Source organism: Gimibacter soli (assembly GCF_028463845.1).
Classification (GTDB): Bacteria; Pseudomonadota; Alphaproteobacteria; order Sphingomonadales; family Kordiimonadaceae; genus Gimibacter; species Gimibacter soli.
In genome coordinates, this window is the sequence record NZ_CP116805.1 from 2161608 (window position 1) to 2187478 (window position 25871).

Annotated in this window: 25 protein-coding genes and 1 pseudogene; 18 read left to right on the plus strand and 8 right to left on the minus strand. The window is 55.8% G+C overall.

Annotated features, from left to right (window positions below; translation table 11 throughout):
- The first annotated feature begins 13 nt into the window (after positions 1-13).
- Entirely contained in the window at positions 14-571 is a 558-nt protein-coding gene (locus tag PH603_RS10125) for a hypothetical protein (RefSeq protein WP_289502382.1), read from the plus strand.
- A gap of 10 nt (positions 572-581) precedes the next feature.
- Here the strand turns inward: PH603_RS10125 and PH603_RS10130 are convergent, their stop codons facing one another.
- Positions 582-908 (minus strand): YnfA family protein, encoded by a 327-nt coding sequence (locus tag PH603_RS10130; protein ID WP_289502384.1) that lies wholly within the window; start codon positions 906-908, stop codon positions 582-584.
- Positions 909-1005: 97 nt separating this feature from the next.
- Positions 1006-1428: a MerR family transcriptional regulator gene (locus tag PH603_RS10135; RefSeq protein ID WP_289502386.1), complete on the minus strand. Its 423-nt coding sequence runs from the start codon at positions 1426-1428 to the stop codon at positions 1006-1008.
- Between the two features lie 79 nt (positions 1429-1507).
- Between PH603_RS10135 and PH603_RS10140 the strand changes: the two genes are divergently transcribed.
- From PH603_RS10140 to PH603_RS10175, 8 genes are all read left to right on the plus strand, one after another.
- Positions 1508-2170 carry a cation efflux transmembrane domain-containing protein gene (locus PH603_RS10140; protein ID WP_289502387.1) on the plus strand — a complete coding sequence of 221 codons (663 nt, stop codon included), beginning with the start codon at positions 1508-1510 and terminating at the stop codon, positions 2168-2170.
- A gap of 44 nt (positions 2171-2214) precedes the next feature.
- On the plus strand, positions 2215-2529 hold the full coding sequence (locus PH603_RS10145) for a hypothetical protein (RefSeq protein WP_289502388.1): 315 nt from the start codon (positions 2215-2217) through the stop codon (positions 2527-2529).
- Between the two features lie 89 nt (positions 2530-2618).
- On the plus strand, positions 2619-3860 hold the full coding sequence (locus tag PH603_RS10150) for a TolC family protein (protein WP_289502389.1): 1242 nt from the start codon (positions 2619-2621) through the stop codon (positions 3858-3860).
- Complete coding sequence (locus PH603_RS10155) at positions 3857-5032, plus strand: efflux RND transporter periplasmic adaptor subunit (protein WP_289502392.1); 1176 nt, start codon at positions 3857-3859, stop codon at positions 5030-5032. Before PH603_RS10150 ends, PH603_RS10155 begins: the two co-directional genes overlap by 4 nt.
- Before the next feature lie 9 nt (positions 5033-5041).
- Positions 5042-8170, plus strand: a complete 3129-nt coding sequence (locus PH603_RS10160; RefSeq protein WP_289502394.1) for an efflux RND transporter permease subunit — start codon at positions 5042-5044, stop codon at positions 8168-8170.
- The gene (locus tag PH603_RS10165) at positions 8167-8484 is read left to right on the plus strand and encodes a P-II family nitrogen regulator (protein WP_289502395.1); all 318 of its coding nucleotides are present in this window, start codon (positions 8167-8169) and stop codon (positions 8482-8484) included. The genes PH603_RS10160 and PH603_RS10165 overlap by 4 nt, the downstream gene beginning before the upstream one ends.
- A 240-nt stretch (positions 8485-8724) precedes the next feature.
- The gene (locus tag PH603_RS10170; protein WP_289502396.1) at positions 8725-9204 is read left to right on the plus strand and encodes a c-type cytochrome; all 480 of its coding nucleotides are present in this window, start codon (positions 8725-8727) and stop codon (positions 9202-9204) included.
- A 72-nt stretch (positions 9205-9276) separates the two neighbouring features.
- Positions 9277-11181: a cytochrome c/FTR1 family iron permease gene (locus tag PH603_RS10175; RefSeq protein WP_289502398.1), complete on the plus strand. Its 1905-nt coding sequence runs from the start codon at positions 9277-9279 to the stop codon at positions 11179-11181.
- Between the two features lie 157 nt (positions 11182-11338).
- Here the strand turns inward: PH603_RS10175 and PH603_RS10180 are convergent.
- Positions 11339-13366: pseudogene (locus PH603_RS10180) on the minus strand (Tn3 family transposase); the annotation flags it as partial.
- Between the two features lie 89 nt (positions 13367-13455).
- Between PH603_RS10180 and PH603_RS10185 the strand changes: the two are divergent.
- The 3 genes from PH603_RS10185 (at position 13456) to PH603_RS10190 (ending at position 17331) form a co-directional block, all read left to right on the plus strand.
- Positions 13456-14807, plus strand: a protein-coding gene (locus PH603_RS10185; RefSeq protein WP_289502399.1) for an IS3 family transposase whose coding sequence is annotated in 2 segments (ribosomal slippage) — positions 13456-13792 and positions 13792-14807 — 1353 coding nt in all. Because the reading frame shifts where the segments join, the coding sequence is not laid out codon by codon here.
- A 263-nt stretch (positions 14808-15070) separates the two neighbouring features.
- On the plus strand, positions 15071-15430 hold the full coding sequence (locus PH603_RS16525; RefSeq protein WP_353507352.1) for an Ig-like domain-containing protein: 360 nt from the start codon (positions 15071-15073) through the stop codon (positions 15428-15430).
- 86 nt (positions 15431-15516) lie between these two features.
- Positions 15517-17331, plus strand: a complete 1815-nt coding sequence (locus PH603_RS10190; protein WP_289502401.1) for a hypothetical protein — start codon at positions 15517-15519, stop codon at positions 17329-17331.
- 195 nt (positions 17332-17526) lie between these two features.
- On the opposite strand, the gene PH603_RS10195 is transcribed toward PH603_RS10190, so the two are convergent.
- Both PH603_RS10195 and PH603_RS10200 read right to left on the minus strand, forming a co-directional pair.
- Entirely contained in the window at positions 17527-17703 is a 177-nt protein-coding gene (locus PH603_RS10195; RefSeq protein WP_289502403.1) for a hypothetical protein, read from the minus strand.
- Positions 17704-17824: 121 nt separating this feature from the next.
- Positions 17825-18049 carry a hypothetical protein gene (locus PH603_RS10200; protein WP_289502405.1) on the minus strand — a complete coding sequence of 75 codons (225 nt, stop codon included), beginning with the start codon at positions 18047-18049 and terminating at the stop codon, positions 17825-17827.
- A gap of 55 nt (positions 18050-18104) precedes the next feature.
- On the opposite strand from PH603_RS10200, the gene PH603_RS10205 reads away from it, so the two are divergent.
- Entirely contained in the window at positions 18105-18842 is a 738-nt protein-coding gene (locus PH603_RS10205) for a hypothetical protein (protein ID WP_289502408.1), read from the plus strand.
- A 495-nt stretch (positions 18843-19337) separates the two neighbouring features.
- Here the strand turns inward: PH603_RS10205 and PH603_RS10210 are convergent, their stop codons facing one another.
- On the minus strand, positions 19338-19994 hold the full coding sequence (locus tag PH603_RS10210; protein WP_289502410.1) for an FMN-dependent NADH-azoreductase: 657 nt from the start codon (positions 19992-19994) through the stop codon (positions 19338-19340).
- Between the two features lie 169 nt (positions 19995-20163).
- Between PH603_RS10210 and PH603_RS10215 the strand changes: the two genes are divergently transcribed.
- The 3 genes from PH603_RS10215 (at position 20164) to PH603_RS10225 (ending at position 22962) form a co-directional block, all read left to right on the plus strand.
- The gene (locus PH603_RS10215; protein WP_289502412.1) at positions 20164-21057 is read left to right on the plus strand and encodes a LysR substrate-binding domain-containing protein; all 894 of its coding nucleotides are present in this window, start codon (positions 20164-20166) and stop codon (positions 21055-21057) included.
- 127 nt (positions 21058-21184) lie between these two features.
- Positions 21185-21667, plus strand: a complete 483-nt coding sequence (locus PH603_RS10220; RefSeq protein ID WP_289502414.1) for an anthrone oxygenase family protein — start codon at positions 21185-21187, stop codon at positions 21665-21667.
- A gap of 38 nt (positions 21668-21705) precedes the next feature.
- Positions 21706-22962 carry a serine hydrolase domain-containing protein gene (locus tag PH603_RS10225; RefSeq protein WP_289502416.1) on the plus strand — a complete coding sequence of 419 codons (1257 nt, stop codon included), beginning with the start codon at positions 21706-21708 and terminating at the stop codon, positions 22960-22962.
- A 6-nt stretch (positions 22963-22968) separates the two neighbouring features.
- Here PH603_RS10225 and PH603_RS10230 read toward each other — a convergent pair whose 3' ends face one another.
- The gene (locus PH603_RS10230) at positions 22969-23313 is read right to left on the minus strand and encodes a winged helix-turn-helix transcriptional regulator (RefSeq protein ID WP_353507403.1); all 345 of its coding nucleotides are present in this window, start codon (positions 23311-23313) and stop codon (positions 22969-22971) included.
- Positions 23314-23435: 122 nt separating this feature from the next.
- Between PH603_RS10230 and PH603_RS10235 the strand changes: the two genes are divergently transcribed.
- Positions 23436-23762 (plus strand): nuclear transport factor 2 family protein, encoded by a 327-nt coding sequence (locus PH603_RS10235; RefSeq protein ID WP_289502418.1) that lies wholly within the window; start codon positions 23436-23438, stop codon positions 23760-23762.
- Complete coding sequence (locus tag PH603_RS10240) at positions 23759-24541, plus strand: SDR family oxidoreductase (RefSeq protein WP_289502420.1); 783 nt, start codon at positions 23759-23761, stop codon at positions 24539-24541. The genes PH603_RS10235 and PH603_RS10240 overlap by 4 nt, the downstream gene beginning before the upstream one ends.
- Positions 24542-24610: 69 nt before the next feature.
- Here PH603_RS10240 and PH603_RS10245 read toward each other — a convergent pair whose 3' ends face one another.
- Complete coding sequence (locus PH603_RS10245; protein WP_289502422.1) at positions 24611-25834, minus strand: retropepsin-like aspartic protease; 1224 nt, start codon at positions 25832-25834, stop codon at positions 24611-24613.
- Positions 25835-25871: the final 37 nt, after the last annotated feature.

Sequence of the window (25871 nt, forward strand, 5' to 3'; positions counted from 1 at the left end):
GAGGAGAGCCGAGGTGGCCACGACAGACCTGAAACTGGAAGCGTGCGGCACGTTGCCAAGGCCGGGCCCGGTCGGACGCCTGATTCGCCTCCTGTTCGGGGCTATGTGCTTATATTATGTGGCCGGTTTGTGGGCGGTGCGCGGCGATTTTATTACCAGCGAAGGTGCCATCCGCCCGCTCTTGTGGAATGGTATCGTCATCGGCCTCGTGCTGGTCAGCTATGTGGTCAACATCGGCTTTTCCCGCTCCTGGAAGAAATGGCCCGCTGCCGTAAGCGCGGCGGCTTTGGCGGGCATGGCCTTGGTGGGCTACATTCAAGCTGACAAGTATGAAACGCCCTTGCTCGCGCATACCGTCCACATCTGGGAGCTTTATATCTTCAGCCAGCTCGGTCTGGCCTTTGTCGTCGCTGCCCTGATTGGAACGCCGGGCTGTGAAATGCGGACGTTCCACCACCTTTATTCCCTGATCACCGGCAAACCAACCAAAGAGCATCACTGCCCTATTGGACCGCTTGGGCCGGTTGACCGGTGGGAGGCTAGTTCCACAGCCGATGATCCCAAAAGCTGATTGCCTATTGCTACAGGGTCGGTCGTGGGCCCCATAGGATAATCGCTGCGCCAATCAAACAGATTGACGCACCTATCAGATCCCACCGGTCCGGCCACTTGCTTTCCACGAGCCAAAGCCACACCAATGACGCAGCGATATAGACGCCACCATAGGCGGCATAGGCGCGTCCGGCAAAATCGCTATCGATTTTCGTCAAAAGAAAAGCAAAGAGTGCGAGTGATACGACGCCCGGCGCTATCCAGAAGGGAGACTTTCCGAGCCGCAGCCACGCCCAAAAGGTGAAGCACCCCGCGATTTCTGCAATGGCTGCGCCGATATAAATTAAAGGTGTCATCACCTACCTCCCGATCATTGGTACGCCCAATGGCCCCCCCTTGCGCCAGCAGCAGCTCACCATCCCATTTGGTCCGTTGGTTTGAAATCAGCCGCTCCTATCCATGTTCCTGACAAAGGCTATGATCGGCAAGAACTTTGATAATCCGGCAATCCGAAATGGTTCCGCCTGAGCAATGATTGATCATGCGTTTCAATTCCGTTTGCATGACTTCGAGCGCTGCGATCTTGCGGTCTACCCGCTTCAGGTGGGCACGTGCGATCGCATCCACCTCTTCGCATGGCCTGTCGGGCTGGTCGGAAAATTCCAGAAGGTTTCTGATATCATCAAGGGAGAAACCCAGTTCGCGGCTATGGCGAATGAAGGTCAGGCGTTCAAGATGAATTTCATTGTACACGCGCCGGTTATTTGTAGTCCGTATCGCTTTCGGCATGACACCGATCTCTTCATAATAACGGATCGTCTGCACCTTGGTGTCCGTGCGTTTGGCCAATTCACCGATCATAAAATCCTGGGCCATAAATTTTCTCCTTGCTCCTACAGCGACTGTAGCATGTAGGGTTTAATACAAGAAACCGACAGTGATTCGAGGAAGAAAAATGTCCGGCGATTGTGGATGCAGCGCAAACCAGAGTTTTGACGGCAGGTCTCCCGCCTATAAGCGGATTCTGATTGTGATCATTGCCATCAACCTTGGTATGTTTTTTGTCGAGCTGTTTGGTGGCCTTGCGGCAGGTTCCATGGCCCTGCTGGCGGACTCGCTTGATTTCCTGGGCGATAGCGCCACCTACACGATCTCCCTTATTGTTATCGGGATGCCGCTCGCGGTGCGGGCCAAGGCCGGTCTTTTCAAAGGCATATCCCTTTTTGCAATCGCCGCCTGGGTGCTGGGCAGCACTTTCTACCGCGTCTTCATTGAAGGCGTGCCCGAAGCCCTGACTATGGGAGCGATTGGTGTAGCTGCCTTCGCCGCTAACGTGATTAGCGCCGTCTTGCTGCTCAAATACAAGGATGGCGACAGCAACGTTCGCTCGGTCTGGCTCTGCAGTCGCAACGATGCCATCGGCAATCTCGCTGTTATCCTCGCCGCATCAGGTATTGCCGCAACGGATGCCGCCTGGCCGGACCTTCTGGTTGCGGGTATTATGGGCAGTCTCTTCATCCATTCTGCCACAAAAATTGTCCAGCAATCCTGGAGGGAACTGTCTGACGAGAGGCAGCGTCAGAACACCGGCAGTGACAACTGCCGCGAAAATCTGTAAGAAATCAACAGGCATGAACCCGAGCGAAGATGTAACCCTGAACGATGGCTAAATATTTAAAAATATTGCTGCTGTTTATCTTCGTAACCGCGCCTTTCCTGGACATCGCGTTTCTTGATAGTCAGGAATCCGTCGATCATTTCAGCGAAGCCTATCACGACATCGTGAAACATGAAAAAGTTGCCCCAGCAGACCTGCACTGTATCTGCCATGTCATTCATCACGGTGCCTATATCTGCAAGACTGCTGCCCTGACGATCGACGAAACGCATTTTAAAACGCGCCGGGTCGCCAATATTGCGGCCAACGGTCTAAACCCCAGGCCGGGCCTCCAGCCACCTTCCGCCACACTCTCCTGAAGATGTCCCTGCGTGGATTAAGCCAGAGCTTTCTTGCCGGAAAGCCTGATGGTTCGCGCATGTATCAATCATTTTGAGAGTGAACAAGCATGAAATATATGCGACATGCCCTAATGGGCGTCGCGGCGATCGGCCTTTGCACCGGCATGGTGCAGAGCGGCCCCGCCGCGTGTGCGGACGGCCAGAAGCGTCCCGTCCTTCATGAATTTATTGAGCAGGTCACGAACGAGCACCCAGCCCTGATGGCGTCGGAAGCGGCTTTGGCCGCCGCGCGTGCCAGGGCCAAGGGTCAATCGCGCCCGATCTATAACCCTGAAGTCGAAGTTGCTTACGAGAATGCCGCGGAGGTGACCAAAGAAGTTGGTCTGTCACAAACCTTCGACTGGTCGGGCAAGCGCAAGGCCCGTAGCGGTGTTGGCCGCGCCGAAGTCGATGCGGCGGAAGCCCGCTTTGAAATCGCCAGGAAAGCCCTGCTAAGCGACATTCTGAAGGCGCTTTCCGATTATCAAACTGCCTCCCGGCTTTTGGAGGTTGCGTCGCAGCGCGAAACCCTGAGTGAGAGATTTCTCGATCTTGCTACCCGCCGCCAAAAGGCGGGCGAGATGCCGCAGGCAGAGCTGCTGACGGCCCGGTTGGCCCTCGCGGAAGCACGCGCGGCGAAGAATGCGGCTATGCTCGCCCTGTCGATGGCGGAAGAAGGCCTGGTAGCAATCACCGGTGAGGATCGGCAGATATGGCCGCACCTGACGGGGGCTCCACTCCAAACCGTCGTCGCACCGGAAACGGCTGCTTATGAAGGTCTTCCCGAACTGCGCCTCGCTCAGGCACAAACCGAGATCGCCAGAGCCCGGATCAGGGTCGCGAAGACCGAGCGCATGCCCGATCCCACCGTTGGCGTCAGGGTTGGTGAAGAAGGCAACAGCAGCCTTGTGGGCCTTTCTGCCTCCATTCCCATCCCGATCCGTAACAGTTATCGCGATGAAGTTAACGCTGCCGGGTCCGACCTTGTGGAAGCACAGCAGAGTTATTATGCGGAAAATCGGCGGATACGGGCTCGTTATGATGCCAGCCTGAAACGCTATATGGCCGCCTCCCGGGCATGGAGCCTGTGGCAGGACCAGGGCGCCGACCCGCTGAAGGAGCAGCGGTTGCTGCTCGACAAGCTTCTGGAAGCGCGCCAGATCGGCGCCATCGATTATCTGATCCAACTGAATCAAACATTCGCAACCGAAGAGGCCTCTGTCGAGCTGAAAGGCCGGCTCTGGAACGCCTGGATCGACTGGCAGGATGCCGGTGCAACGGTTGAAGAATGGCTGGAGACAATTCAATGAAATACTCAATAAAATTTGCCCTGCTGGCGCTGGTTTCACCGCTCGCCATCAACGCGGCCACTTCCGGCCTGGTGCCCCAGTATAATGCGGTATTTGCCTCTGAGCAGGACGAACATGGCAACGACCATGCTGAAGCAGAAGGCGAAGGGCATGGCGAAGAAGAAAACGTCAAAATGACTGACGCGGAATTGCATGAAGCTGGCGTCGTTACTGCCAGCGTCGCACCGCGCCCACTGGCAGAGACCTTGTCCGCACCGGGTGAAGTCACGGTCAATCAATATGCCACCCTGCAAGTGACACCACGTATTGAGGCCCAGGTCGTTGCGCGCCACGTCCGGATGGGGGATGCGGTCAGGAAAGGCCAGCCTCTTGTGACCCTGTCCAGCGTGGATATGGCCGAAGCGCAGGCCAGCCTCATCCTGGCGGACCAGGAATGGCAAAGGGTTCAGAAGCTCGGGCGGGATGTTGTCTCCGAACAACGCTTCCTTGAAGCGAAGGTGGCGGCACAACAAGCAAAGGCCAAAGTGCTCGCCTACGGCATGTCGGAGGTGCAGGTCAAAAACCTGCTGGCAAACGAGGTGTCTGCCGCCACGGGCGAATTTGACCTGCTGGCCAACCAGGACGGCACCATCATTCATGACACGTTCGTTGTGGGGCAGATTGTTGAACCCGGCAACATACTGTTCGAGGTGAGCGATGAAAGCCGGATTTGGGTGGAAGCCCAACTGTCGCCGGAAAAAGCCGCCTTGATCGAGCGTGGTGCTCAGGCCTGGGTCACAAAGAGTGGCGTTTCAATGACTGGGACCGTGGTTCAGGTTCACCACCGTGTGGATGAGGCGACACGAACCCTGTCTGTCCGGATTGAAGTGGACAACAGGCAAGACAGCCTTCATGCGGGCCAATTTGCCGGCGTTGAAATTCAGACCGGCGAAACCGATCGGGTCGTTGCTGTGCCGGATTCCGCAATCGTCCTTCTCGAAGGCCAACAAGTGGTGTTCAAGCGCGAAGGCGATGAACTGCACCCCATGCCGCTTGACACCGGAATCTCCAAGGGCGGCTGGACCGAGGTGAAAGCCGGTCTCTTCACTGGCGATGTGATCGTTGTCGAAAACGCCTTCCATATCAAATCCCTCATCTTGAAGTCCAAGATGGGTGAAGGCCACGGGCATTAGGAGGCGTACATGTTGAATAAACTCGTAGAAAGCGCGCTCCAGTATAAATTTCTGGTGATCATCGCGTTTCTGGTCGTCGGCTTCATGGGCTGGCGCGCCGTCAACACCGTTCCGATCGATGCCTTTCCGGATGTCACTCCGGTACAGGTGAATATTTATACGGAATCGCCCGGCTTGGCGGCTGAGGACGTGGAACAGCTGCTCACGTTCCCGGTGGAATCCGGCATGGCCGGTTTGCCCGGCGTGCAGGAAATCCGCTCCGTCAGCCTTTTTGGCCTCTCTTATGTTGCTGTCTATTTTGAAGACGACATGGACATCTATTTCGTGCGACGCCTCGTCATGGAGCGGCTGGCTGAAGTGGGTGACCGTATTCCGGAAGGCTATGGCACACCGGAGATGGGCCCCAACACATCGGGGCTCGGCCAGGTCTTCTGGTACACGGTCGAGCAGGCAGATGAAAAGCTGGCCGGTGCCAACAGCGAGATGGACCTGCGTACCTTGCAGGACTGGACCATCCGGCTGATCCTGAGAACAGCGCCCGGTGTGGACGATGTCATGTCCTGGGGTGGCCAGGAACGCCAGTATCAGGTTCAGATCGATCCCCTCAAACTGATCAAATACGATCTCGGTTACCGCGATGTGATGGAAGTGATCCAAGCTAATAACCGGCAGGTAGGCGGTCAATATATCGATCAGGGGCCGGAACAGTATCTGGTTCGCGGCCTCGGCCTCGTACGCGGCGAAGAGGACCTCGGCAACATTGTCGTCAAGGAGGCCGACGGTACGCCGGTGTACCTGAAGGATATTGCGACAATCTCGCAAGCCGGGGCGCTCCGGTTCGGCGCTGTCACCCGTGATGGCAAGGAAGTCGTGCTCGGCATGGCCTTGTCCCGGATTGGGGAGAATGCCAAAAACGTGGTCGATGCGGTCAAGGATAAGGTCGGTATTGTAGAACAGGCATTGCCGGACGGTGTGGTGATCAAGCCGATCTACGACCGGACCGAACTCGTGGAAAAAGCCGTTTCAACCGCCGAGAATGCGCTCATTGAGGGCTCCATTCTGGTGGCGATCGTGCTGTTTCTGTTTCTTGGAGAATTGCGGTCTGCTCTGGTCGTCATCGCTGCCTTGCCGCTCGCCATGCTGATCGCCTTCATTTTCATGGAAAATGCTGGGCTTTCCGCCAACCTGATGTCGCTGGCGGGTCTTGCCATCGGCATCGGTATGATGGTGGACGGCGCGGTCGTGATGGTCGAAAACTCGTTCCGGGTTATGGCCGAACGGCGGGAAGCCGGGGAAGATGTCCACCGGACCGCAGCGGTACTTGAGGCTGCGCGTGAGGTGGCAAACCCGATTTCGTTCGCGATCCTGATCATTATCGTGGTGTTTCTGCCGCTCTTCAGTCTGGAAGGTCTTGAAGGCAAGCTTTTCAAGCCGATGGCCTTCAACATCAGCTTCGCCATGGCGGGCTCGCTCCTGCTCACGCTGACCATCATCCCGGTGCTGGCAGCACTGATCCTCAAACCAAAGAAGGAGAAAGATACTTTCCTTGTCGCCTGGATCAAGCGGCGGTATCTGCCGCTGCTTGCATGGGCCCTTGGTCACAGGAAAGCTGTCGTAAGCGGCGCGGTCGCGCTTCTGCTTGGCAGCCTGGCGCTGTTCCCGTTTCTCGGTAAGGAGTTCATGCCGCAACTGCAGGAAGGTTCGATCATGTGGCGGGTAACCTCCATCCCGTCCACATCGCTCGACCAGTCGATCAAGATATCGAAGGATATCGAGTTGGCACTGGGCAAGTTTCCGGAAGTGGAAACGACGATCGCCATGATTGGCCGTGCCGAAAAAGGTGAAACCGCAGATGTGAACTATATGGAGATTTATACCGCGCTCAAACCGCATGATGAATGGAGTAACGACCGGTCCATCGAAGAATTGGCCGCTGCCATGCGGGAAGAACTGGAAAAAGTTGTTCCCACATCTGTCGTTGCTTTCACGCAGCCCATTCAGATGCGGGTGGAGGAATTGATCTCCGGTGTGCGGGCCACGCTTGCGGTTAAACTCTATGGTGAAGACCTGGGCGAGCTTGACCGGCTCAGTGCCCGGATCAAGGAGGCCGTATCTTTGGTTCCTGGTGTCGCTGACCTGTCGCTTGAAGCCAATATCGGCAAACCGCAGATCCGTATCCAGGTGAACCGTCCTGCGCTCGCGCGTTACGGAGTGAACGCTGACGATATCCTCGATATCGTTCGTACCGGTATCGGCAACGAGCCGGTCAGTACCCTGATCGACGGCGTCAAACGCTTTGACATCACGGCGCGCCTTCAGGATGCCTCGAAAGCTTCCGTGGAAGCGATCAAGAGGATACCGGTGCGGACATCATCGGGTGCCATCATATCGCTCGCCGATGTGGCCGATGTCAGTGTTGCTGAAGGCTATAGCTTCGTGCGGCGCGAGCAGTTGCAGCGCTATGCGGTCATCCAGATGGATGTGCGCGGACGCGACGTGGATGGCTTCGTTCAAGACGCCAATCGGGTGATTGAAGAGAAGGTCGATATGCCGCCAGGCTACTGGGTCGAATGGGGCGGCGCTTTTGAAAACCAGCAACGCGCACTCGCGCGTCTGTCGGTGATTGTACCGTTGACGATCTTCTTCATCTTTGTGCTCCTCTATACGGCCTTCAACTCGGTACGCTTTGCCACACTGATTATCGCCAACGTGCCGTTCGCGACCGCCGGTGGCCTGATCGGGCTGTTTATCACGGGGCAATATGTATCGGTGCCGTCGGCTATCGGCTTTATCGCGGTGTTTGGCGTGGCCATGCTCAACGGCATCGTGCTCGTGAGTTTCATCAACGAGCTCAGGGCCAAAGGCATGAGTGTGCGAGACGCGGTGCAAAGGGGAACGGAGCTCAGGCTCAGACCGGTACTCATGACCGCCAGCGTTGCCATCCTCGGCCTTGTACCTATGCTGCTCTCCAGCGGCGTCGGTGCGGAGACACAGCGGCCGCTTGCGACCGTCGTGGTTGGCGGCCTGGTCACATCGACGCTGCTGACACTCGTGCTGCTGCCGGTGATCTACGACTGGATGGAAAGCCTGGGCGGCAAGACAAAACCCCTTCCTTCAAAAAGTGAGGTATCATCATGAAAGAGATCAAAGCCTTCATTCACCGAAACAGGATTTCGGATGTGGTGCATGAGCTGAAACAGGCGGGATATAAATATATCTCGGTCGTCGATGTGCTGGGGCTCCTCAAAGCCCTCGGTTCTCAGGAGCAGCAATATTCCGTTGATCTGGGCACCAAGGTGGTGTCCGAAATCAAGCTGGAACTGGTGTGCGACGATGGCCAACTGGATGATGCTATCGACATCATCAGCCGTCAGGGCCGGACCGGCCAGAAGACGGGAGGCTGGATCTATGTGACCGACGTGGAACAGGCCATCAAGATCGACGGCAGCTAATGCTCTGCCCATGCCTGCTGATGCACTGCGCCAATTGTGCTCAGCAGGCAGCCCTGCGGCGGGATAACCTCGCGGTCCTGTCGCCGGTTCCAAGGGGTATCGGACGGCCAGTCAGTCAGACTGTATTGACAATCCGGCTGTACCCCACGGCCTGGCAACATATGACCCCCATCTACACGTTGCCAGGCCACCTTTTGGGCCTGTCCCACCATGAAAGCCGAGCACAGGGAACTCCAAAGGATGAAAGCCGAAAAGAAAAATTCGATCCTGAAATACACGGCAGCGCTTGGGGCTGTGTCCGCGTCACTCTACCTGCTGTCCTATTATGAGGCGCAGACCCTCCCGGATATGACACTTCATCCGCAAAACCCGGACTTGGTGCAGCGCGGTCAAGTTCTGTACAGCCAATATTGTGCTGGATGCCACGGCGACAACCTTGAAGGACAACCGGGTTGGCAGGAAAAGAAGGCACTTGAACGGCGCCGCGCGCCTCCGCTTGATGCGACAGGGAAAGCCTGGAGGCACTCCGATAAATCGCTTTTCATAATGACCAAATTCGGTGTTCATGCGCTTGAGGGTATGGGCACATTGAACAGCGACATGCCCGCCTTTGAGGACACCCTTAAGGACGAAGAGATTGTCGCCGTCCTTTCCTATGTCGAGAGCACATGGCCCAAAGGCGACACAGACGAACGTGAAAATACGTCAGGGCCAGAATGAGGTTGTGCATTGCCCTCTCGTGTCTCATATTAATTCTCAATTACATTTTTTGAAACGACTGGTAGCCCAACAATGACCCGACTAAATTGTTTACTCCTCAGCCTTATCCTGCAGTTCACCTTTCTGACCGGCACGTATGCGAATGACAGCGCCCGCCTGGTTCAGCTCGTTGACTATGTTGGCGTGGACTATAGCGAGGCGGTTTCAAACGGCGTTGTTGTCAACCAGCTTGAATACGAAGAAATGGTGGAGTTTTCTGGCATCATTGAGATCGAATTGCAAAAGATGGCCACTGCATCAGAAATGCAGGGTTTGCTTGAGCAAGCGAAAGACCTGAAAGGCCTGATCCTTTCAAGAGCGCCGTCGGCAAAGGTCAAATCGCTCACACAGTCGATGCGCGCAACCATCATTCAGATGTCGGGCCTGAAGGTCACTCCGGATCAGGCTCCCGACATAGGCCGCGGCAAACTACTATATCAAGGGGAGTGCGCTGCGTGCCACGGCGCTGGCGGCAGCGGGGACGGTGAGCTTGCCGAGGAGTTGGACCCGCAGCCAACCGACTTCACGGATGAGGCGCGCTATAGCCAGCGTTCGCTCTACGCCTTGTATAACACCATCACGAACGGGGTCGAAGGAACCGGGATGGCTGCCTATGCGCATCTTTCAGCGGATGACCGGTGGAATCTCGCCGCCTATGTCGGGCAATTTGGTGCCATAGGAGACATGGCACACAAAGGCAGACAGATATGGCATCAATCTGATGCCTCAGCCCCGATTGACATCGAAAGATATGCCGGGTTGTCACCAGAGGAGGCAGCGGAAAAGTGGGCCAGCGGCGCAGAGGTGATGGCATACCTGCGAACCGAACCGACGGCTTTGTTTGATCGCAAGGACCAGCCGCTTGATGTGGCAATTGCCTTGCTTCGATCCGGCCTGGACAGCTACGAGAATGGAGATGCCGAGAATGCCTATACAGCGACCCTTGCCGCTTACCTCGAAGGTTTCGAGCTTGTGGAGGCCAGCCTGTCCGCCATCGACGCTCCATTGATGCGGCAAATAGAAGCACAGATGATGCAACTCCGTAGCGCAATCCGCACCGAAGTTCCGGTGGGTGAAGTCACGTCCCGTGTCCAGGAATTACAGTCCCTATTGCAGCGCGCCAAGACTGCCTTCAGCAATAACGAAGGGCTGTCCGCGTCGGCCGCGTTTGTCACCAGTCTGGTTATCCTGTTGCGTGAAGGCTTGGAGGCATTACTGGTGGTCGTGGCAATATCCGCTTTTCTGATGAAAACCGGACGGCGCGAAGCAATGCCATTTCTTCATACAGGCTGGATCGCCGCGCTTTTGCTGGGCGGCCTCACATGGGTGGTATCCGAACGCTTCATCCAAATCAGCGGTGCCACACGCGAAGTGACCGAGGGTGTGGCCGCGCTGCTGGCTTCCGGCATGCTGCTGTTTGTCGGCTATTGGCTCCACAGCAAGACAAGCGCAGCCGGGTGGCAGGCCTTCATCCAGAAGAGTCTGCAGGCCGTCCTCAACAGGAGAACATTATGGGGCCTGACCGGACTGACCTTCATTTCCGTATATCGAGAAGTCTTTGAAACCATCCTCTTCTATCAGGCCCTTTGGGCCCAAGCCACCAGGGACAGCGCTGACTGGATCATGGCCGGGTTTGGCGCCGGGGTCTTGATCCTTGCCATCGTGGCCGGGCTGGTTATCCGCTTCAGTGTAAGGTTGCCGCTACGACAGTTCTTTTCGAGCACAGGCATTCTGTTGCTCGCGCTATCGTTTATCTTTGCAGGCAAGGGCATCGCAGCGCTTCAGGAGGCGGGCACGATCCCGCAAACCCTGTTGCAGTTCAATGCGATCGAATGGTTGGGGATCTATCCCAACCAGGAAGGGCTGTATCTGCAGGCGGCAATCCTGATCGCTTCCCTTGCCTTCCTGTCCAGGAGTCTTTTTAGCAAGAAGAATTGATGTGGAGCCATTAAACACAACAAACGCAGGACAAGAATCATTGTGAAGTCACCCCGCGGTCTTGCCCGTAAGTGTAAAGGCGCTCAGCGAGTGCCTCTATTGTCTCGGATTCCCCTCGACGGCTCCGAAGAAGAAGGGACCGAAGGGATAGGAATGTTCAAGCCGCCGCCAATACATCAAGATCAAGCCTCTTGGACATGTCGAGATCGAAAATGCCGTAGGGGTTGATATGTCCGTAAATCAATGGAGTAATGGCACGACGATCCTCCGTAGTTAACTTTCGTGTCCACCCCGGATCGGCCAGGACACGCTGCATCATCAGCGTATTGACATAGACGAGGCAAATCTGGAGAAGGTGCAGCGACAGTACGGACAATTCCTGTTCTTCCAGCCTGTTGGTTGCCACCTCTCCGCCTTTGCCAAAGAAAATAAACGAATTTGCGCTGTTCCAGTTTTCTACCACATTCAGCCCCTCATGAATTTCCCGCCGCAATTCCTCAGAACCCAAATATCTGGCGAGGAAGACGGTCTTGATCGCTTTGCCCAGCTCGGTGAGGGCTTTGTAGGTCGGGTGTTGCACATTTGAGCGAGTGAAACGCCGCAGAATGGCCTCGGGTTCCGCGGTTCCCAGCTTCAAGGCTGCCGCAAACTTTACGATCTCGTCATATTGTTGCTCGATAAGTCGCCAGTCGATCGGACGCGTGAGGATGGGCTCCAGGTTACCATAATTCTGGCGTTTGCCTGCATCAGGCAGATAAAGCTTCTGGCGACTGATGGCTTTCAGCCGTGGCAGCAGGTCAAAGCCGAGCATATGACAGAAAGCAAATGCCACTTCACTTTGTCCGTGGCTATCCACATACTGGCGATCAATTTCCATGTCAGTGCAGTGCTTGAGTACGCCTTCGATCATTGAGGCCACTTCAGACGAGGAGCACCGTTTGAGCTGAGAATAGATGCAAGTCGATTTCTTTTCGACATGCCAGTAAATCATAACACCACGGCCGCCATAGCGGATATGCCATTCCGTCATGAGATTCTGGTCCCATGCGCCAAACTTCTTGGAATCCGAGGCGCACGATGTCGTTCCTTCGCCCCAGATCTCCGGATTTCGTATCGCGAAAACCGCATTGGCAACATGACTGGTCGCATTTCTCAGTGCATCCTTGTTGATAAAGCGCCGCCGGATATGCAGTAGTTCCTTGTAGCTTACACCATGTGGCCCGGCACTGACCCGCTTCAGTCCGGCATTTGTACCCATGGCATAAAGGCACAACAGCAGACGTTTCTGAATGGTTTCGCGATCGAGAATTTCCCTGTTGCCCGACGTCTGAAACAGATCGCTGAAGGCGATCCGCAAGTCGGATTCCTTCAATACATCCAACAAACCCGTCATTGGCCACCGTTTCGCGAGTTCAGCTTTGATTGGTGCAATGCCTTGCGGCTCGGGCTGGGGCTCAAGAGGGGACAGGCAAATCCTGTTTTTGTGATTGGTGCGCAACGAAACTTTCCCGTTTCTCGGCATGCCGGCGTTTAACTCATATAAAGTCCGGTCCATATCCTTCTTTACACGTGCGATAAACTCCGCGGCATCTATGGGCTGCTCCAGCAAATCATAATATTCTGTTCGCCGGTCATCGAAATCACCAGGCAAGTCTTCATCCGGATTACGGTAGCGATCAGCCCCAACAACCCAGACTTCTTTGCAGCGAATCCGCTCCCTAAGGGTTTGCAGAGCGCAGATTTCATAGTTGATCCGGTTAATCCGGGGACCGGTAGAAGCATCATATTCGATAGTAACTTCGCGCCATTTTTTGGGCACTACACCGTCGATCGGCAAACCTTCATCTAGCTGGATAAAGCGCCTGTTGTCGGTGCGCATCCTTTTAATCCAATCCAGGGCGTCAAGAAGGGGGCGATGCGCGGCGTTGTTTGAGCGAAAATCGAGCACATCAAGGATGGCCGGGAACATCTTGCGGTAGTGATTACCGTAAGAAGCCCGGAGGACGGTATGCACCTTCTTTTTATAACCTGGTCCAGACGACTTGTATTCCTTCACCAGGTTGCTAAGAACCTCCGGATTGGCAACAGGGAAAACAACGTCGCAAACAGAGCCGTCCGGGTCAGTCAGGGCCGCATCGGCGATTTCAAACAGCAATCGTTCCTTCCCATATACTTTCTGGAAGTCAGCCTGTCCCCCGTCAGCGCCAATGGCACAGATTTGAGGTTGTAAGTTAAGGAGGATTTGGGTCTCGTCGCAGTGACGAAGGAACGAAGATGAGACCCAAATCCTCTAAGCCCAAAGCGACCGCCGAACAGGTGGTGAAAGACATCCGCCGCGCCACTCGCCGGCATTTCTCGGCCGAAGACAAGATCCGGATCGTGCTCGAGGGCCTGCGCGGCGATGACAGCATCGCCGAGCTGTGCCGCAAGGAAGGCATTGCCCAGAGCCTCTATTATGTCTGGTCGAAAGAGTTCCTGGAGGCCGGCAAGCGGCGCCTGGCGGGTGACACGGCCCGCGCCGCTACCACCGACGAGGTCAAGGAACTGAAGCGCGAGGCCCGTGCCCTGAAAGAGTGCGTTGCCGACCTGACGCTTGAGAACCGCCTGCTCAAAAAAAGCATGATCGCGGATGGGGACGACGACGCATGAGGTATCCCGCGTCCGAAAAACTGGAGATCATCCGGCTCGTCGAGCAGTCCCACCTGCCGACCAAACGCACGCTCGACAAGCTCGGCATCCCGCGCCGGACCTTTTACCGCTGGTACGACCGCTATCTTGATGGCGGCCCGGAAGCGCTCGAGGACCGGCCTTCAGCACCGAGCCGGGTGTGGAACCGCATCCCCGTTGCCGTCCACGACCGGATCATCGAGCTGGCCCTGGAGCAAAGCGAGCTGAGCCCACGCGAACTGGCGGTCCGCTTCACTCATGAGGCGCGTTACTACGTGTCGGAGGCCACGGTCTACCGCCTCCTCAAGGCCCATGATCTGATCACCAGTCCGGCTTATGTGGTGATCAAGGCCGCCGATGCCTTCCACACCAAAACAACCCGGCCGAACGAGATGTGGCAGACCGATTTTACTTACTTCAAGATCCTCGGCTGGGGCTGGATGTATCTCTCCACCGTGCTCGATGACTTCTCGCGCTACATCATCGCCTGGAAGCTGTGCACCACCATGCGGGCCGAGGATGTCACCGAGACGCTCGACATGGCGCTGGCGGCCTCGGGCTGTGCGACTGCCCAAGTCCATCACAAGCCCCGGCTCTTGTCGGACAATGGCCCGAGCTATATCGCCGGCGAGCTCGCCGACTATATCAAGGCGCAGCGCATGAGCCATGTGCGAGGGGCACCGCTCCACCCGCAGACCCAGGGCAAGATCGAGCGCTGGCACCAGACCCTCAAGAACCGCATCCTGTTGGAAAACTACTTTCTGCCCGGCGACCTCGAAGCCAACATCGAGGCCTTCGTCGAGCATTATAACCACCAGCGCTACCACGAGAGCCTGAAGAACGTGACCCCTGCCGACGTCTACTTCGGGAGGGCAGAAGCCATCCTCAAACAACGCGAAAGGATCAAGCGACAGACCATCGAACATCGGCGCTTGCAACACCGCAACCGCGCCGCCTAACATCAACCCAATGGCGAGGCCTGAACTCCGCTAAGTTACGCCGCAACATGTGCCAAATGTTCTGACGACGGACAAACGACTTCAATCGAAGCTCTGACACCGCCCATGTTGGGGACTGGTTCTGCAATGCAGCTTGGAGTAGCTGTACCCCGCATGGATATGGCTCGGAATGCCCATCGAAGGGGACTGTCGTAAGAGATAATAGCAAAGGCCCGGATTATTTCGTCACAACTCACTATCACAATTCGATCTTCAAAGTACGGGTGGCAGCGGGCTCGGAAGCACAATATTGTCCTGGTTGGAGCGGTACACGCGGTACCGAGACCGGAACGGACCATATCCCGGTCGCACGCGAGGACACCAAAACAATCTCTAAATATGGGTCGGTTCTCTCTGGTAACAGCATTGCAGTTTTAAACAACGATTTTGACAATGACGGGGACACGCTAAGCATCAATAGTGTCACAACATTGACAGGCAACGCTGTGGGCCAAATTTCGGGGAATAACATCGTCATTACATCTGCCTCGCTGGGTACCCATCGACTGCGCTATGAGGCAAAGGACCCCGCCGGAAACATTGACTACGCTTATATTGACATCAACGTGGTTCAAGGCAACTAATGCTTTAGCGCTACCTAAATGCTCAGGAAAACGGCAACCAGGACTAGCTGACGCTGGCCCTGGTTGCGACGTGGTTGATAAGGTTTATGGATTTTCTTGTAGGTCAATTTAGAGAAATTGAACGTGTTTGGAGAGAGATTGCTAGGCTCGATTTCACTGCCTTTAGCTTCAATTCTGAAGAGATTGCAGTCAGGAAATGTGGTGATTATCTACTAGTTGGGCCTGAACGATCATTCTCCGAACGGAAGGCATTTTTCTATGACGGTCATGGTTTTTTTGGTGACCTCTTTGTCCATACTTCTCACGAAAATAGCCCAAGAAGCAGTGACGTTCTAAACGCTACGGCAGGTGTTTTTTCGTTTGCTTCCGTGGATTTCCAAACCGGGGAAGTTTCAATCGGCTTGGACCCCCTTTCCCAGTACAATTTGTTTGTTTACTCTGACGCGGACATCAAAGTTGCCACCACTTCAGCATACTATTTGGAGGCTATTCTTCGATGTATGTCTAAGCCCCTCAAGCGTTCGTTCCGCGTAGCTGCATTTGAAGCCGCTATCGGACTTGGATTGGGACGCCAGACCGGCCTGGAAGGCGTCGAAACTTTGCCGGTCGGATATCAAATTAGGGCAAACATTCATGCCAAAGAATGGCAGATTTGCCCTGCATTCTCTGGGGTGGGTCTGACTGCCAACGTTGACGCGCCGACCACATCGGTTGCCGCCGATAGTCTCGTCAAGGGGGTGGCCGCGGTCCATGCTCGATTTAGCAGGAAAGAGACAATATTTGATCTCACGGGTGGGATTGATAGCCGGCTGGTACTTGCAGCCTCTCGTGCGGCAGGAATGCGCAATCAACTTATTTCCAGAATGGACGACGGTGTCGAAGAGGATGTTGAGATACCGAATTACATCGCAAATAAATTGGCGCTTTGTAGGGTGAATCGACCATCAAACTACTTTGGCGAAACATTAGATTACCACGAATTGATGGCTCGCTCGGCTTTTCACCAGCAAGGAAATACAACCAGCCCGTTTTTCGATGTCGGGAGGTGGACCATTGACGGAACCTGCCATTTACGAGGTGGATTCGGCGAGCTAACCAGAAGCTATTATCGCACAAAAAGCAGGACAAATTTTTGGAATCTTTGCAAAACGTTGGTTCCGTACTTTGTACGGATCCGGCATGGGCAACAAACGAGCCCTACATCAATACATTATTCGTCTGTGCTGATGAGGCGGGTGTCAAAGTTTGAGAAATTAATAAACAAAAATTTTTTAAACATATTGGACATAGAAATTATCAATGTACTGGATTCAATCCTCAATTCAGATCCTAGAGAAAGAAATATATTAGAAAACTTCTATCTAGTTGATAGGTCACGGCGCCACTTTGGATACATGTCGCAAATGCTTAATCGCGTTCGGCCAGCTCCTGAACCTCTCGCCAATATCCACCTGTTCAATCTTTCGCTCTCGTATGGACGCTCAGACAGAATAAGTGGTCAACCGACATACGACTTGCTGAAACTGCTGGATCCTGAGTTGTTGGCGATGCCCATTTCAGCAGGCTCTTTGCCAGGCTGCAAAGGACAGCTGAATCGCTACGCTGGAAAGCTGGAATACGAACCGACGGGCCATATATCTTTCGAAGGCAGTTCTGGTGGGGTAGTTCCTTTGGAATCCGAAAGTATCAAGGATCATATAATTGACTATCTAATGAGCCAAAGGAGTGACTTTGTCGTTTGGGAGTATTTCAACAGATCTGTTTTTGAAGGAGGTGCTCAAGAATGGGATTTGGCATTCCTGCAAAAACTATACCTTGGGTCATTGTGGTATAATGGACAGGAATCTAAAGTAGCATTCTTGGGGAAAAAGCAGGTTTTTTATAAAAACGACGTTGAGTAGCGCAAAATTCCCTAGTTTCAAGCTGATGTGCAGTGAAAATAAATAGGTAACGTTGGCCTTGTCCCGTAATTGTGCCCAGCGAAAATGAGAATTCTGACTCTTCAAGGACTGGGGGTTACCTCCAGCCCATGAAACAAATTCGGTCAGCGTCAGGAACCGCAGAGATGTGTGAGGCCACGAGAAGAGTCTGCCATGCTAGCCTTCCGAGATTCGTCTTGGCGCCACACCGATCTCATTAAACGCCTCATGGATACCTGGCTTCTTTGGCAGATAAATCGGCGCAAACGCCGTACCATGCTCCACGATCGAGCACGTGTTTGAAATAAGGTCGGCCAGCTTGATCATCTGGCCGATGTGGGTGACCTTACGCACCGTCCGGTTACCCCGTTACCGGGCTGGCGGATATCCGTCACTTCGCGCGCCAGCCGCAACAAAGACAGCCCAAAGGCGCTCAAGGCGCCACTTCGCTGGCAATTGAGTATCTCCAAGTACATCATGCAGGATGGCTGCCGTCATAACGCCTGCGTACACCGCCTCGCAGTGCAAAAGCAGCCCCTGCGACAGCGATCAGATGTGGGGTGTAAGGCAAACCGGCACATTTGTGCAGATGCCCTTTGGCGCTGAGCCCCCATGTGCGAAATAGATGGCACTTGTCCATGTAGGCGAACTCGCAGCCTAATTCGGCAATTCGAAAGGGCGAACCAACGGCGTCAGCCATAGACACCCCCTTCAGCAGTCGATACGATCCTGTAGTGCAAGGAGGGGGATTTTGCATGAAGATTTCGCCGACAATCAGGGTCGAGCACGCCCTTGTCTGGGTGGTGATAATCACCGTTACAAGCCTGCTGACGGGAGCCCTCGTTGCGAGGGGCACAATCCCCCTGCCAGACATAGACATGACGAACGCGATCGGGATTGGTCAGCTGCTGGCCACCATCTTCGTCGGCATTGTCGCAGCCTTCCTGCCTGCCCACATTGATGCACGTGCCCGCCAACGCAGGGCAGACGAAAAGCGAGCGCGCGCCCGGCGCATCTTCGCTGATAGGATAAGCCGGAAGTTCAGCGCGCTCCTCGACCACAATCCTTTTTATGTGGACGGCGAGGGTGGCTGTTGGCTGCGCCTTCTCGAGTCCCGCGAGACTTTCAAAGCCATAGAAAAAATCGATAGCTGGCTGAATCGCCGATACAAACCCATAATTGATATCATTGAAGTGGACGATCCCATGTTCAATCGAGAAACCTGCGACAAGGCGACTGGCGTGATCAGGGCGCTGAAAGACTGGCTCGTTCAACATGGATGTGACGAGGAACTGTCGCCACTCCTGGTAGGTTCAAACCTCTCAATCGAAAAGGATGACTATGATGCCTATTTTGAGCGATACATCGCCTGCACATCCACCCTCGGTTGGTTTCACGTCTACGCTCAGGGAATAGGGCCCGGCGAGCCCCTGCCGAGCTTCCTTGATTTTATTAAGGAGACAATCTCTCTTCCCATCACCCCCGCGCCTTGAGGCGCCTCCATCCTCGACCAGTCGTCGAGCTCACCTTGTTTCTTAGAGGCATGGGCTCAGCCGCCGCGACCATCAGGTCGCCGAAATGTAGGGCGGCCTCACAGAGCGATTGGTGCGCCGCGTCGAAATATTGGGCATTCTTCTCGATACCGATGAACCGTCGCCCGAGGCGCAGGGGTGGCACCCTGCGGTCCCGGTTCAGATGAAGGCATCGCAGATCACGTCGGGGTGGTTCGCGTAATCGTGCACGATGGCTTCCATCAGCCGCAGGGGCCTTCGGTCGGGTGATTGGTGCTGATCTGCGAGAAGCTGTCGCTGTTGCTTGAAACGGAGGAGAGGCGACATAGGAAATGTCATTATAGAAAATGACAAATACTAAGTCCGAATTTTCCAGTCCGGTCGAATTTAGTGACAATTTCTAAGTCCGGGGCAGTCTCTAAGCCGCTGTAATTGCTATTTCTCAGTGACATTTTCTAAGTCCGCTTACACCGGGAGTTACAAGCCTCTCCGCTCCTTCGCCAGCTGCATGGCAAGTCGCTCAACCTGTTGCGCAGCTGCGGCCTTAGAGGTGTCAAAGCGATGATCCCCGAACTCCTGATATTCAATCCCGATATGGTGCATTTCATTCGTTCCGAGATACTTCGACACTGTACGAAGATGCGGAACGAGGTGGCCTGCCCCGTCGTTCATCTCGCCGGGGCCGAACCCGAATTCTCCCGAAGCGGTTAGAACGACAAGTGTCTTGCCGCTGAAAATCGGTTCTAGTGGCCGGTCGCCCCTTGCTAGATCGAATGTGAAGGTCTTGCCGACACGAACCACTTGATCGACCCACGCTTTCAGCGCCGCCGGCATCCCGTAATTATACATCGGCGTCGAAATCAAAATTATATTCGCTCTTTCAAGCTCTTCGATAAACGTATCGGAGGTCTTCAATAGCGAGATTTGTTCGGGCGATAGCTGTTCCTGCGGCGTGAAGGCAGCCGCAATCCAGCCTTCCGAAATCGCTTCGGGCGGATGGCTGCCCACGTCACGCTGGATAATATCCATATCTGCCCCGGTCTCGGCCCAGCTTTTCAGAAACAGATCGCTCATCTGTCGGGTCAAAGACCTTGCCTGACGGGCACTTGCGTCAATTCTGAGAATGTTGGTCATGGTGGCGGGCTCCTGTTCAATCCAATGCGATTTCATGAGCCTGCAGCCGACAAGGATGAAGAAAGCTACATTGACTGGGCTCGTCTGCCCCAATAAATCCGCATTTTCTTGACGCGACAAACGCAACATTGTCACTTATGAATGAGTAATAGTCATCTGTGAGAATATTATGCCGATGCCTTCACTGGCTGCGATCAGGGCGTTCGACACTGCTGCAAGGCTCGGCAGCTTCAAGGCTGCTGCAGACAACCTGAATGTGTCAGCTACAGCGATTTCCCATCACATTCGTGGACTGGAGGCGCAGATTGGTGTTGCCCTGTTTGTGCGTGGCACCAGAAAGGTTTCCCTGACGGACGCCGGCCGGCAATTGGCGGAGGCGACGTCAGCGTCATTCTCGCGGATTGAGGCCGCTCTCGAAGCGCTTCGCACCTCAGAGCACACCCTGACAGTGTCCACAACGCCAGCGTTTGCAGCGCTTTGGTTGGCGCCGCGCCTGACATCCTTCGAAGCGCGCCACCAGGATATCCGTATACGTCTGGTTTCCTCCGCTGACGTGACCGACTTGCGCAAGGATCAAACCGTCGATCTCGCCATTCGCTATGATGCTGAGGATCGTGAACCACAGGACGCAATGCTCGTTGCGATGGAACGTTTTTGTGCGTTTGGCTCCAGAGATTATGTCGAACGACTGGTCGACCTCCCCGACACCCAATTCATCAGCACAAGATGGATTTCGAAAACACTGAGGCCTGTCACGTGGCAAAACTGGTGTGAAGCCGCTGGCGAGAAGCCCGTTGCAAGCGCCAGCGTCCGCGAATTTCATCAAGAATATGAAGTGCTTCAGGCGGGGCTGTCGGGGCAAGGATTGATTCTGCTCAGTGATGTCCTTGCGCAGGATATGGTCGCGCGGGGATGGCTCGTGCCATATCGTCCCGACGTGTGCCTCAGCGGGTTTGCTTACCGTGCTGTTGTAAATCCTCACCGGCGAGAGGCTAAGAAGGTGCAGCGCTTTTTGTCGTGGCTGCAGGACGAGGCAAGGCCTCAGTCGAGGGCGCCACAATAAGCTCTGTTGCCGGTTGTGAGGGGCGATCTGTCGAAACACATTGACAGGCCGGTTCATGTCTGCGATCTAACATGTACTGATCGGTAAATGTGTGGCGGAATCCATAAAAGCCAGAGAAGGACGTGCCGTGACCTATCTGCTTGATGCCGTGATCCTTTTTGCGCTGGTCGCGAGTGGCATCATGGCTGGCGTCTATTATGCCTTTTCGGTGTTTGTGATGCGGGCGCTGGATGCGCTCGAGGCGCCGGCGGGCATGCTCGCCATGCAGTCGATCAACCGTGTGATACTGAAAACGTCGTTCCTGCCGCTCTTTTTCACCAGCAGCGTGGCCGCTGCGGGGCTTGCTGTTGTCGCCGCGCTCGACCTTTCGGCGCCGGGCGCCGTCGCCCTCCTCTTGGCCAGCATCATCTATTTCGCTGGCATGTTTCTGGTCACGGTCGTCGGCAATGTGCCGCTCAACAATGCATTGGAGGCAACGCCGGGAGCTTCACCGGAAGCAGAGCAAACATGGCGGCACTATAGGCAGCGCTGGACGGCATGGAACCATGTTCGCACGCTTTCTTGCATCATCGCCCTCGCCCTTTATGCTCTCGCCTTTGCCGCAAGGTAGCGACCTCCCCTCCCCGGAAATGAAGGAACAATAACCTCATGAAAAGATTTCTCCTCGGCAGCGTGAAGACCCTCGCAGCGCTCGCCCTATGGTGCGTTGCCGTTTTCTTTGCCTTCAGCGAAGGCTGGTTGCGCTCGCCGGTCACGGGGTCACCCGAACCCTCGGCCTTTCTGGACGCCAGCAAGGGCATGGTGGCGGAGGCAAACCCGGGCAGTTTCGCCATGATCCTGATCGAGGACGGGGAAATTGCCGGCAGCCAGTATGTGTCGCGCGGCGCCGAGGTTGGCCCGGAAAGCCGGTTTCAGGTAGCCTCCCTCAGCAAATGGGTCACCGCATGGGGTGTGATGAAGCTGGTGCAGGACGGGCGGATCGATCTTGATGCGCCGGTCTCGACCTACCTGACGCGCTGGCAACTGCCGGATGGCCCGTTCGATGAGAATGGTGTGACCGTTCGTCGCCTTCTCAGCCACACTGCAGGCCTTGGTGATGGCCTTGGTTATCAGGGCTTTGGTGACGGTGAGGCGGTGCAAACGCTCGAGGAATCGCTTACCCGTGCCGCCGATGCATCTCCGAATGCCGAAGGCTCGACAGCGGTCACGGCACCGCCCGGTGAGGCGTGGAAATACTCCGGCGGCGGATACACACTCCTGCAGCTCGTGATCGAGGAAGTGACAGGCCAATCCTTTGCCGCCTATATGCAGCAAGCGGTTTTTGCGCCGCTTGGTATGGTGGATACGAGCTTCGATCATGACGAGGCCTCGCGCGGTGCGCTTGCAGGGAATTATGCCCTCGATGGCAGTGCCGAGCCCTTCCGCCGCTACACCGCCATGGCGGCCGCGGCCCTTTTCACCAGCGCCGGGGATATGGCGCGCTTTGCTATGGCGCAGGCCCCGGGTGCCGTGAACCCGGTGCTGGATGACGCGCACCGCACCAGCATGCGCCAGCCGCACGGCCGGTCGCTCGGCGCCGATATCTGGGGGCTTGGGGCCATGCTCTATGCACCGAATGGAAACGGCGACTTTATCGTCGGCCACGACGGTAACAATGAACCCGCCATCAACACCGCTGTGCGGCTTGACCCTGCCACCGGCGACGGCATCGTTGTCCTTGAAACCGGCGCGCCGATCCTTGCGACCAGAGTTGCCGGCGAGTGGATATTCTGGAAGACCGGTAATATCGATTTCCTGCTGTTCAGCATGATGATCGGCACGATGCTCAACTGGATCATGGCAGGCAGCGTCATCATCGTGATCATTGCCCTTGTCCGGGCATGGCGGGGGCGGCGCCGGGGCTGACGTGCCCTAGCCGCCGTTCATCGGATCATCGCGGCTTTCTGCCCAGGTCAGTAAGGCATCAAGGGCGGGGCAAAGCGCCTGCCCCCAGTCGGTCAGGCAATATTCGACCTTCGGCGGCACCTGGGGGTGGACGATGCGGCGAACAACGCCGTCCGCCTCCAGTTGCCGCAACTGCTGTGTCAGCATTTTCTGCGATATGGCCGGTATCGCCCGCTCCAGATCCGAAAAACGCAAGATCTTTCCCCCGAAAAGATGGAACAGGATTACCAATTTCCATCGTCCTTCGAGGATCTTGAGGGTGTGCTCTACCCCTTCCGCGGCGGTGACCGGTGTATATTCAAACTTACTTATTGGTGGGTACCTTACTTATTTGTGTGTACTTGTCATATGGAGAGTATAGGCATACCTCTGGTGTCGACTCAAGCAGCATGAATGATCCATCCCCCGGATCGCAGCAGGAAGAGGTACGCAACATGACACTGGACCTACCCAAGCCCGTATCCGCCTATTTTGAGGCAGACCGCAGCAACAAAAGCAAAGTTGGTGAATGCTTTACGGAACATGCCACCGTTATCGACGAAAGAATGACCTATACCGGTCGCCAAGCCATTCAGGACTGGAAGGACGCGTCGGACGGCAAATATAGCTATACCGTCGATCCCTTTGATATTGGGGAAGACGGCGACCGAGTCGTCGTAACCGCTCATCTTGTTGGCAACTTCCCCGGAAGCCCGGTCGATCTGCGCTACGCCTTCACGCTTGAAAAGGACAAGATTTCTTCCCTGGAGATACGGCCATGAGCTTTGATCTTGGACTTGCCGGTCGCCGGGTTTTTGTAACGGGTGGCACCAAGGGCGTCGGTGCGGCTGTAGTTCAGTCGATGCTGGATGCCGGGGCGCAGGTCGTCACGACGGCGCGTTCAATCCCTGCAGAAGCGCCGGAAGGTGTGAGCTATATCGCCGCAGACCTGACAACGGCCGAAGGCTGCAAAGCCGCGACCGATGCAGCGGTCGAACGCCTTGGGGTCATCGACATTGTCGTCAATGTTGTCGGTGGATCAGAAGCGCCCCCGGGCGGCTTCGCGGTTCTGAGCGATGAAATGTGGGAAACGGCGATCAATCTGAACCTCATGACGGCAGTTCGGGTGGACCGCGCCCTCCTCCCTGCCATGCGGGAGCGCGGAACGGGCGTCACCATTCATGTAACTTCCATCCAGCATCAATTGCCGCTCCCTGAATCAACCACGGCCTATGCCGCAGCGAAAGCGGCCCTATCGACATATAGCAAGAGCCTTTCGAAGGAAGTGGCGCCCGATGGTGTGCGCGTCCTCAGGGTGTCGCCGGGTTGGGTTGAAACCGAAGCTGCCGTTCGCTTTGCCGAGAGATTGGCGGCAGATAGCGGCACCGACTATAAAGGCGCCCAGAAGATCATCATGGATTCCCTCGGTGGGCTGCCGCTCGGGCGACCTGCAACCCCGCAGGAAGTGGCTGACCTCATCACGTTTCTGGCGTCCCCGAAGGCCGGGGCGATTACCGGCTCGGAGCATGTTATCGATGGGGGAACGGTGCCGACTGCCTAGGGCAAGTGGCCCGACAGGCTTTGATCTGTCCCTGAATGTGGCCCATGTTCGTGCCCGGCGGCGCCGTGGCTAATTGCTTGCAGGTATTTGAAGCGTTATTGGCGCACCGTCCCGCAAGACTGTGATGGTTGTGGGCGCTGCCGCGTCGAAACTATCGAAGAGCCAATTCGCCTTCTCGCACCTGTTAGTGTCAGACGATACCTGCAGCGATTGCCCCTGTAGCGCGATGACCTGATCCCCCAGTTTCAGGCCGGCTGCTTCTGCTTCGGAGCCATGAAACAGCTGTGTGACAGAGGCGTGATCGGCGCCAAGCGTGACGGCATAGCCCGCCTGCTTGCGCGCCGGTGCCGCCTCTGCTCGCTTCTCGAGGATGAATTCACCCTTGGTATAGTCAAGGCTGACGATATAGCGTTGCAGCAGCCCGGCCCCAAGCAAGGTTGGCGGAACGCTTCGCGTGGTCCCGTGCAAGTCTTGGATTGCCTTGCTGCCAAGCGAAATTCTGGAAAGCTCGAAACGCGCCAGATCGGTCGCGGCACCTGTGCCACCTGCTGAGGTGCCTTCCGATCCCCTGCCCGCCTTCATTGAGCCCGGCAGAATGGCGGCCTGTACCGTGGGGTTTTCATAAACGCCTGAAAATAATGAAACTTCGGCAGTGCTGCCGGTGTCGAACAAGGCCTTGTCTGCAATATTGCCGGCCTTGTAGTCGACGATCGGCGCGTGGGGGTAGCCAAAGTCATACAGGCGCGTCCGCACTAATGGCTGCTTTATCCCCAGTGCTGACGCATCTTTCGCCACACTCAGGCGGCCTTTCCCGGCATCGATTTGCCAGACGCTTCCGGGGAATATTTCGGAACCGATCACGCCGCCGTCGAAAATGCAGGGCGCAAGCGGCAGCCCTGAATAGTCGAACACAAGCACAGGCACTTTTCGGAATTCAACGTCTCCGATGGAAAGCTGGTCCAGGACTGCAATATCCATCGTGACTTTGGCGCCATTGGCGTCAACGCCGGTGTTCTGGCCTACATAGGTCAATGCCAGGGTATCGGCGAAACGACGCGTCAGGATCGTAGGCGAGCCGGTATCGAAGATGAACTGGCGTGTCTGGCCATTTGCTGCAGCCTCCACAAACAGTTTGCCAGCGCGGACCTTGACCGGAACGGAGGTGGCGGGCGCCTTGCGTTCGATGACCGGCGGTGCGGCGAGGATGTCTTTAAGGCTTTTGTCGGCAGCAGGTGCGGCTTGCGACAACAAGATCAATGCGGCGCACAGGCCGGATTTTTGACGAAATATCATTATAGCTCCCCCTCTTTGGCCTGAACAACAACACCGC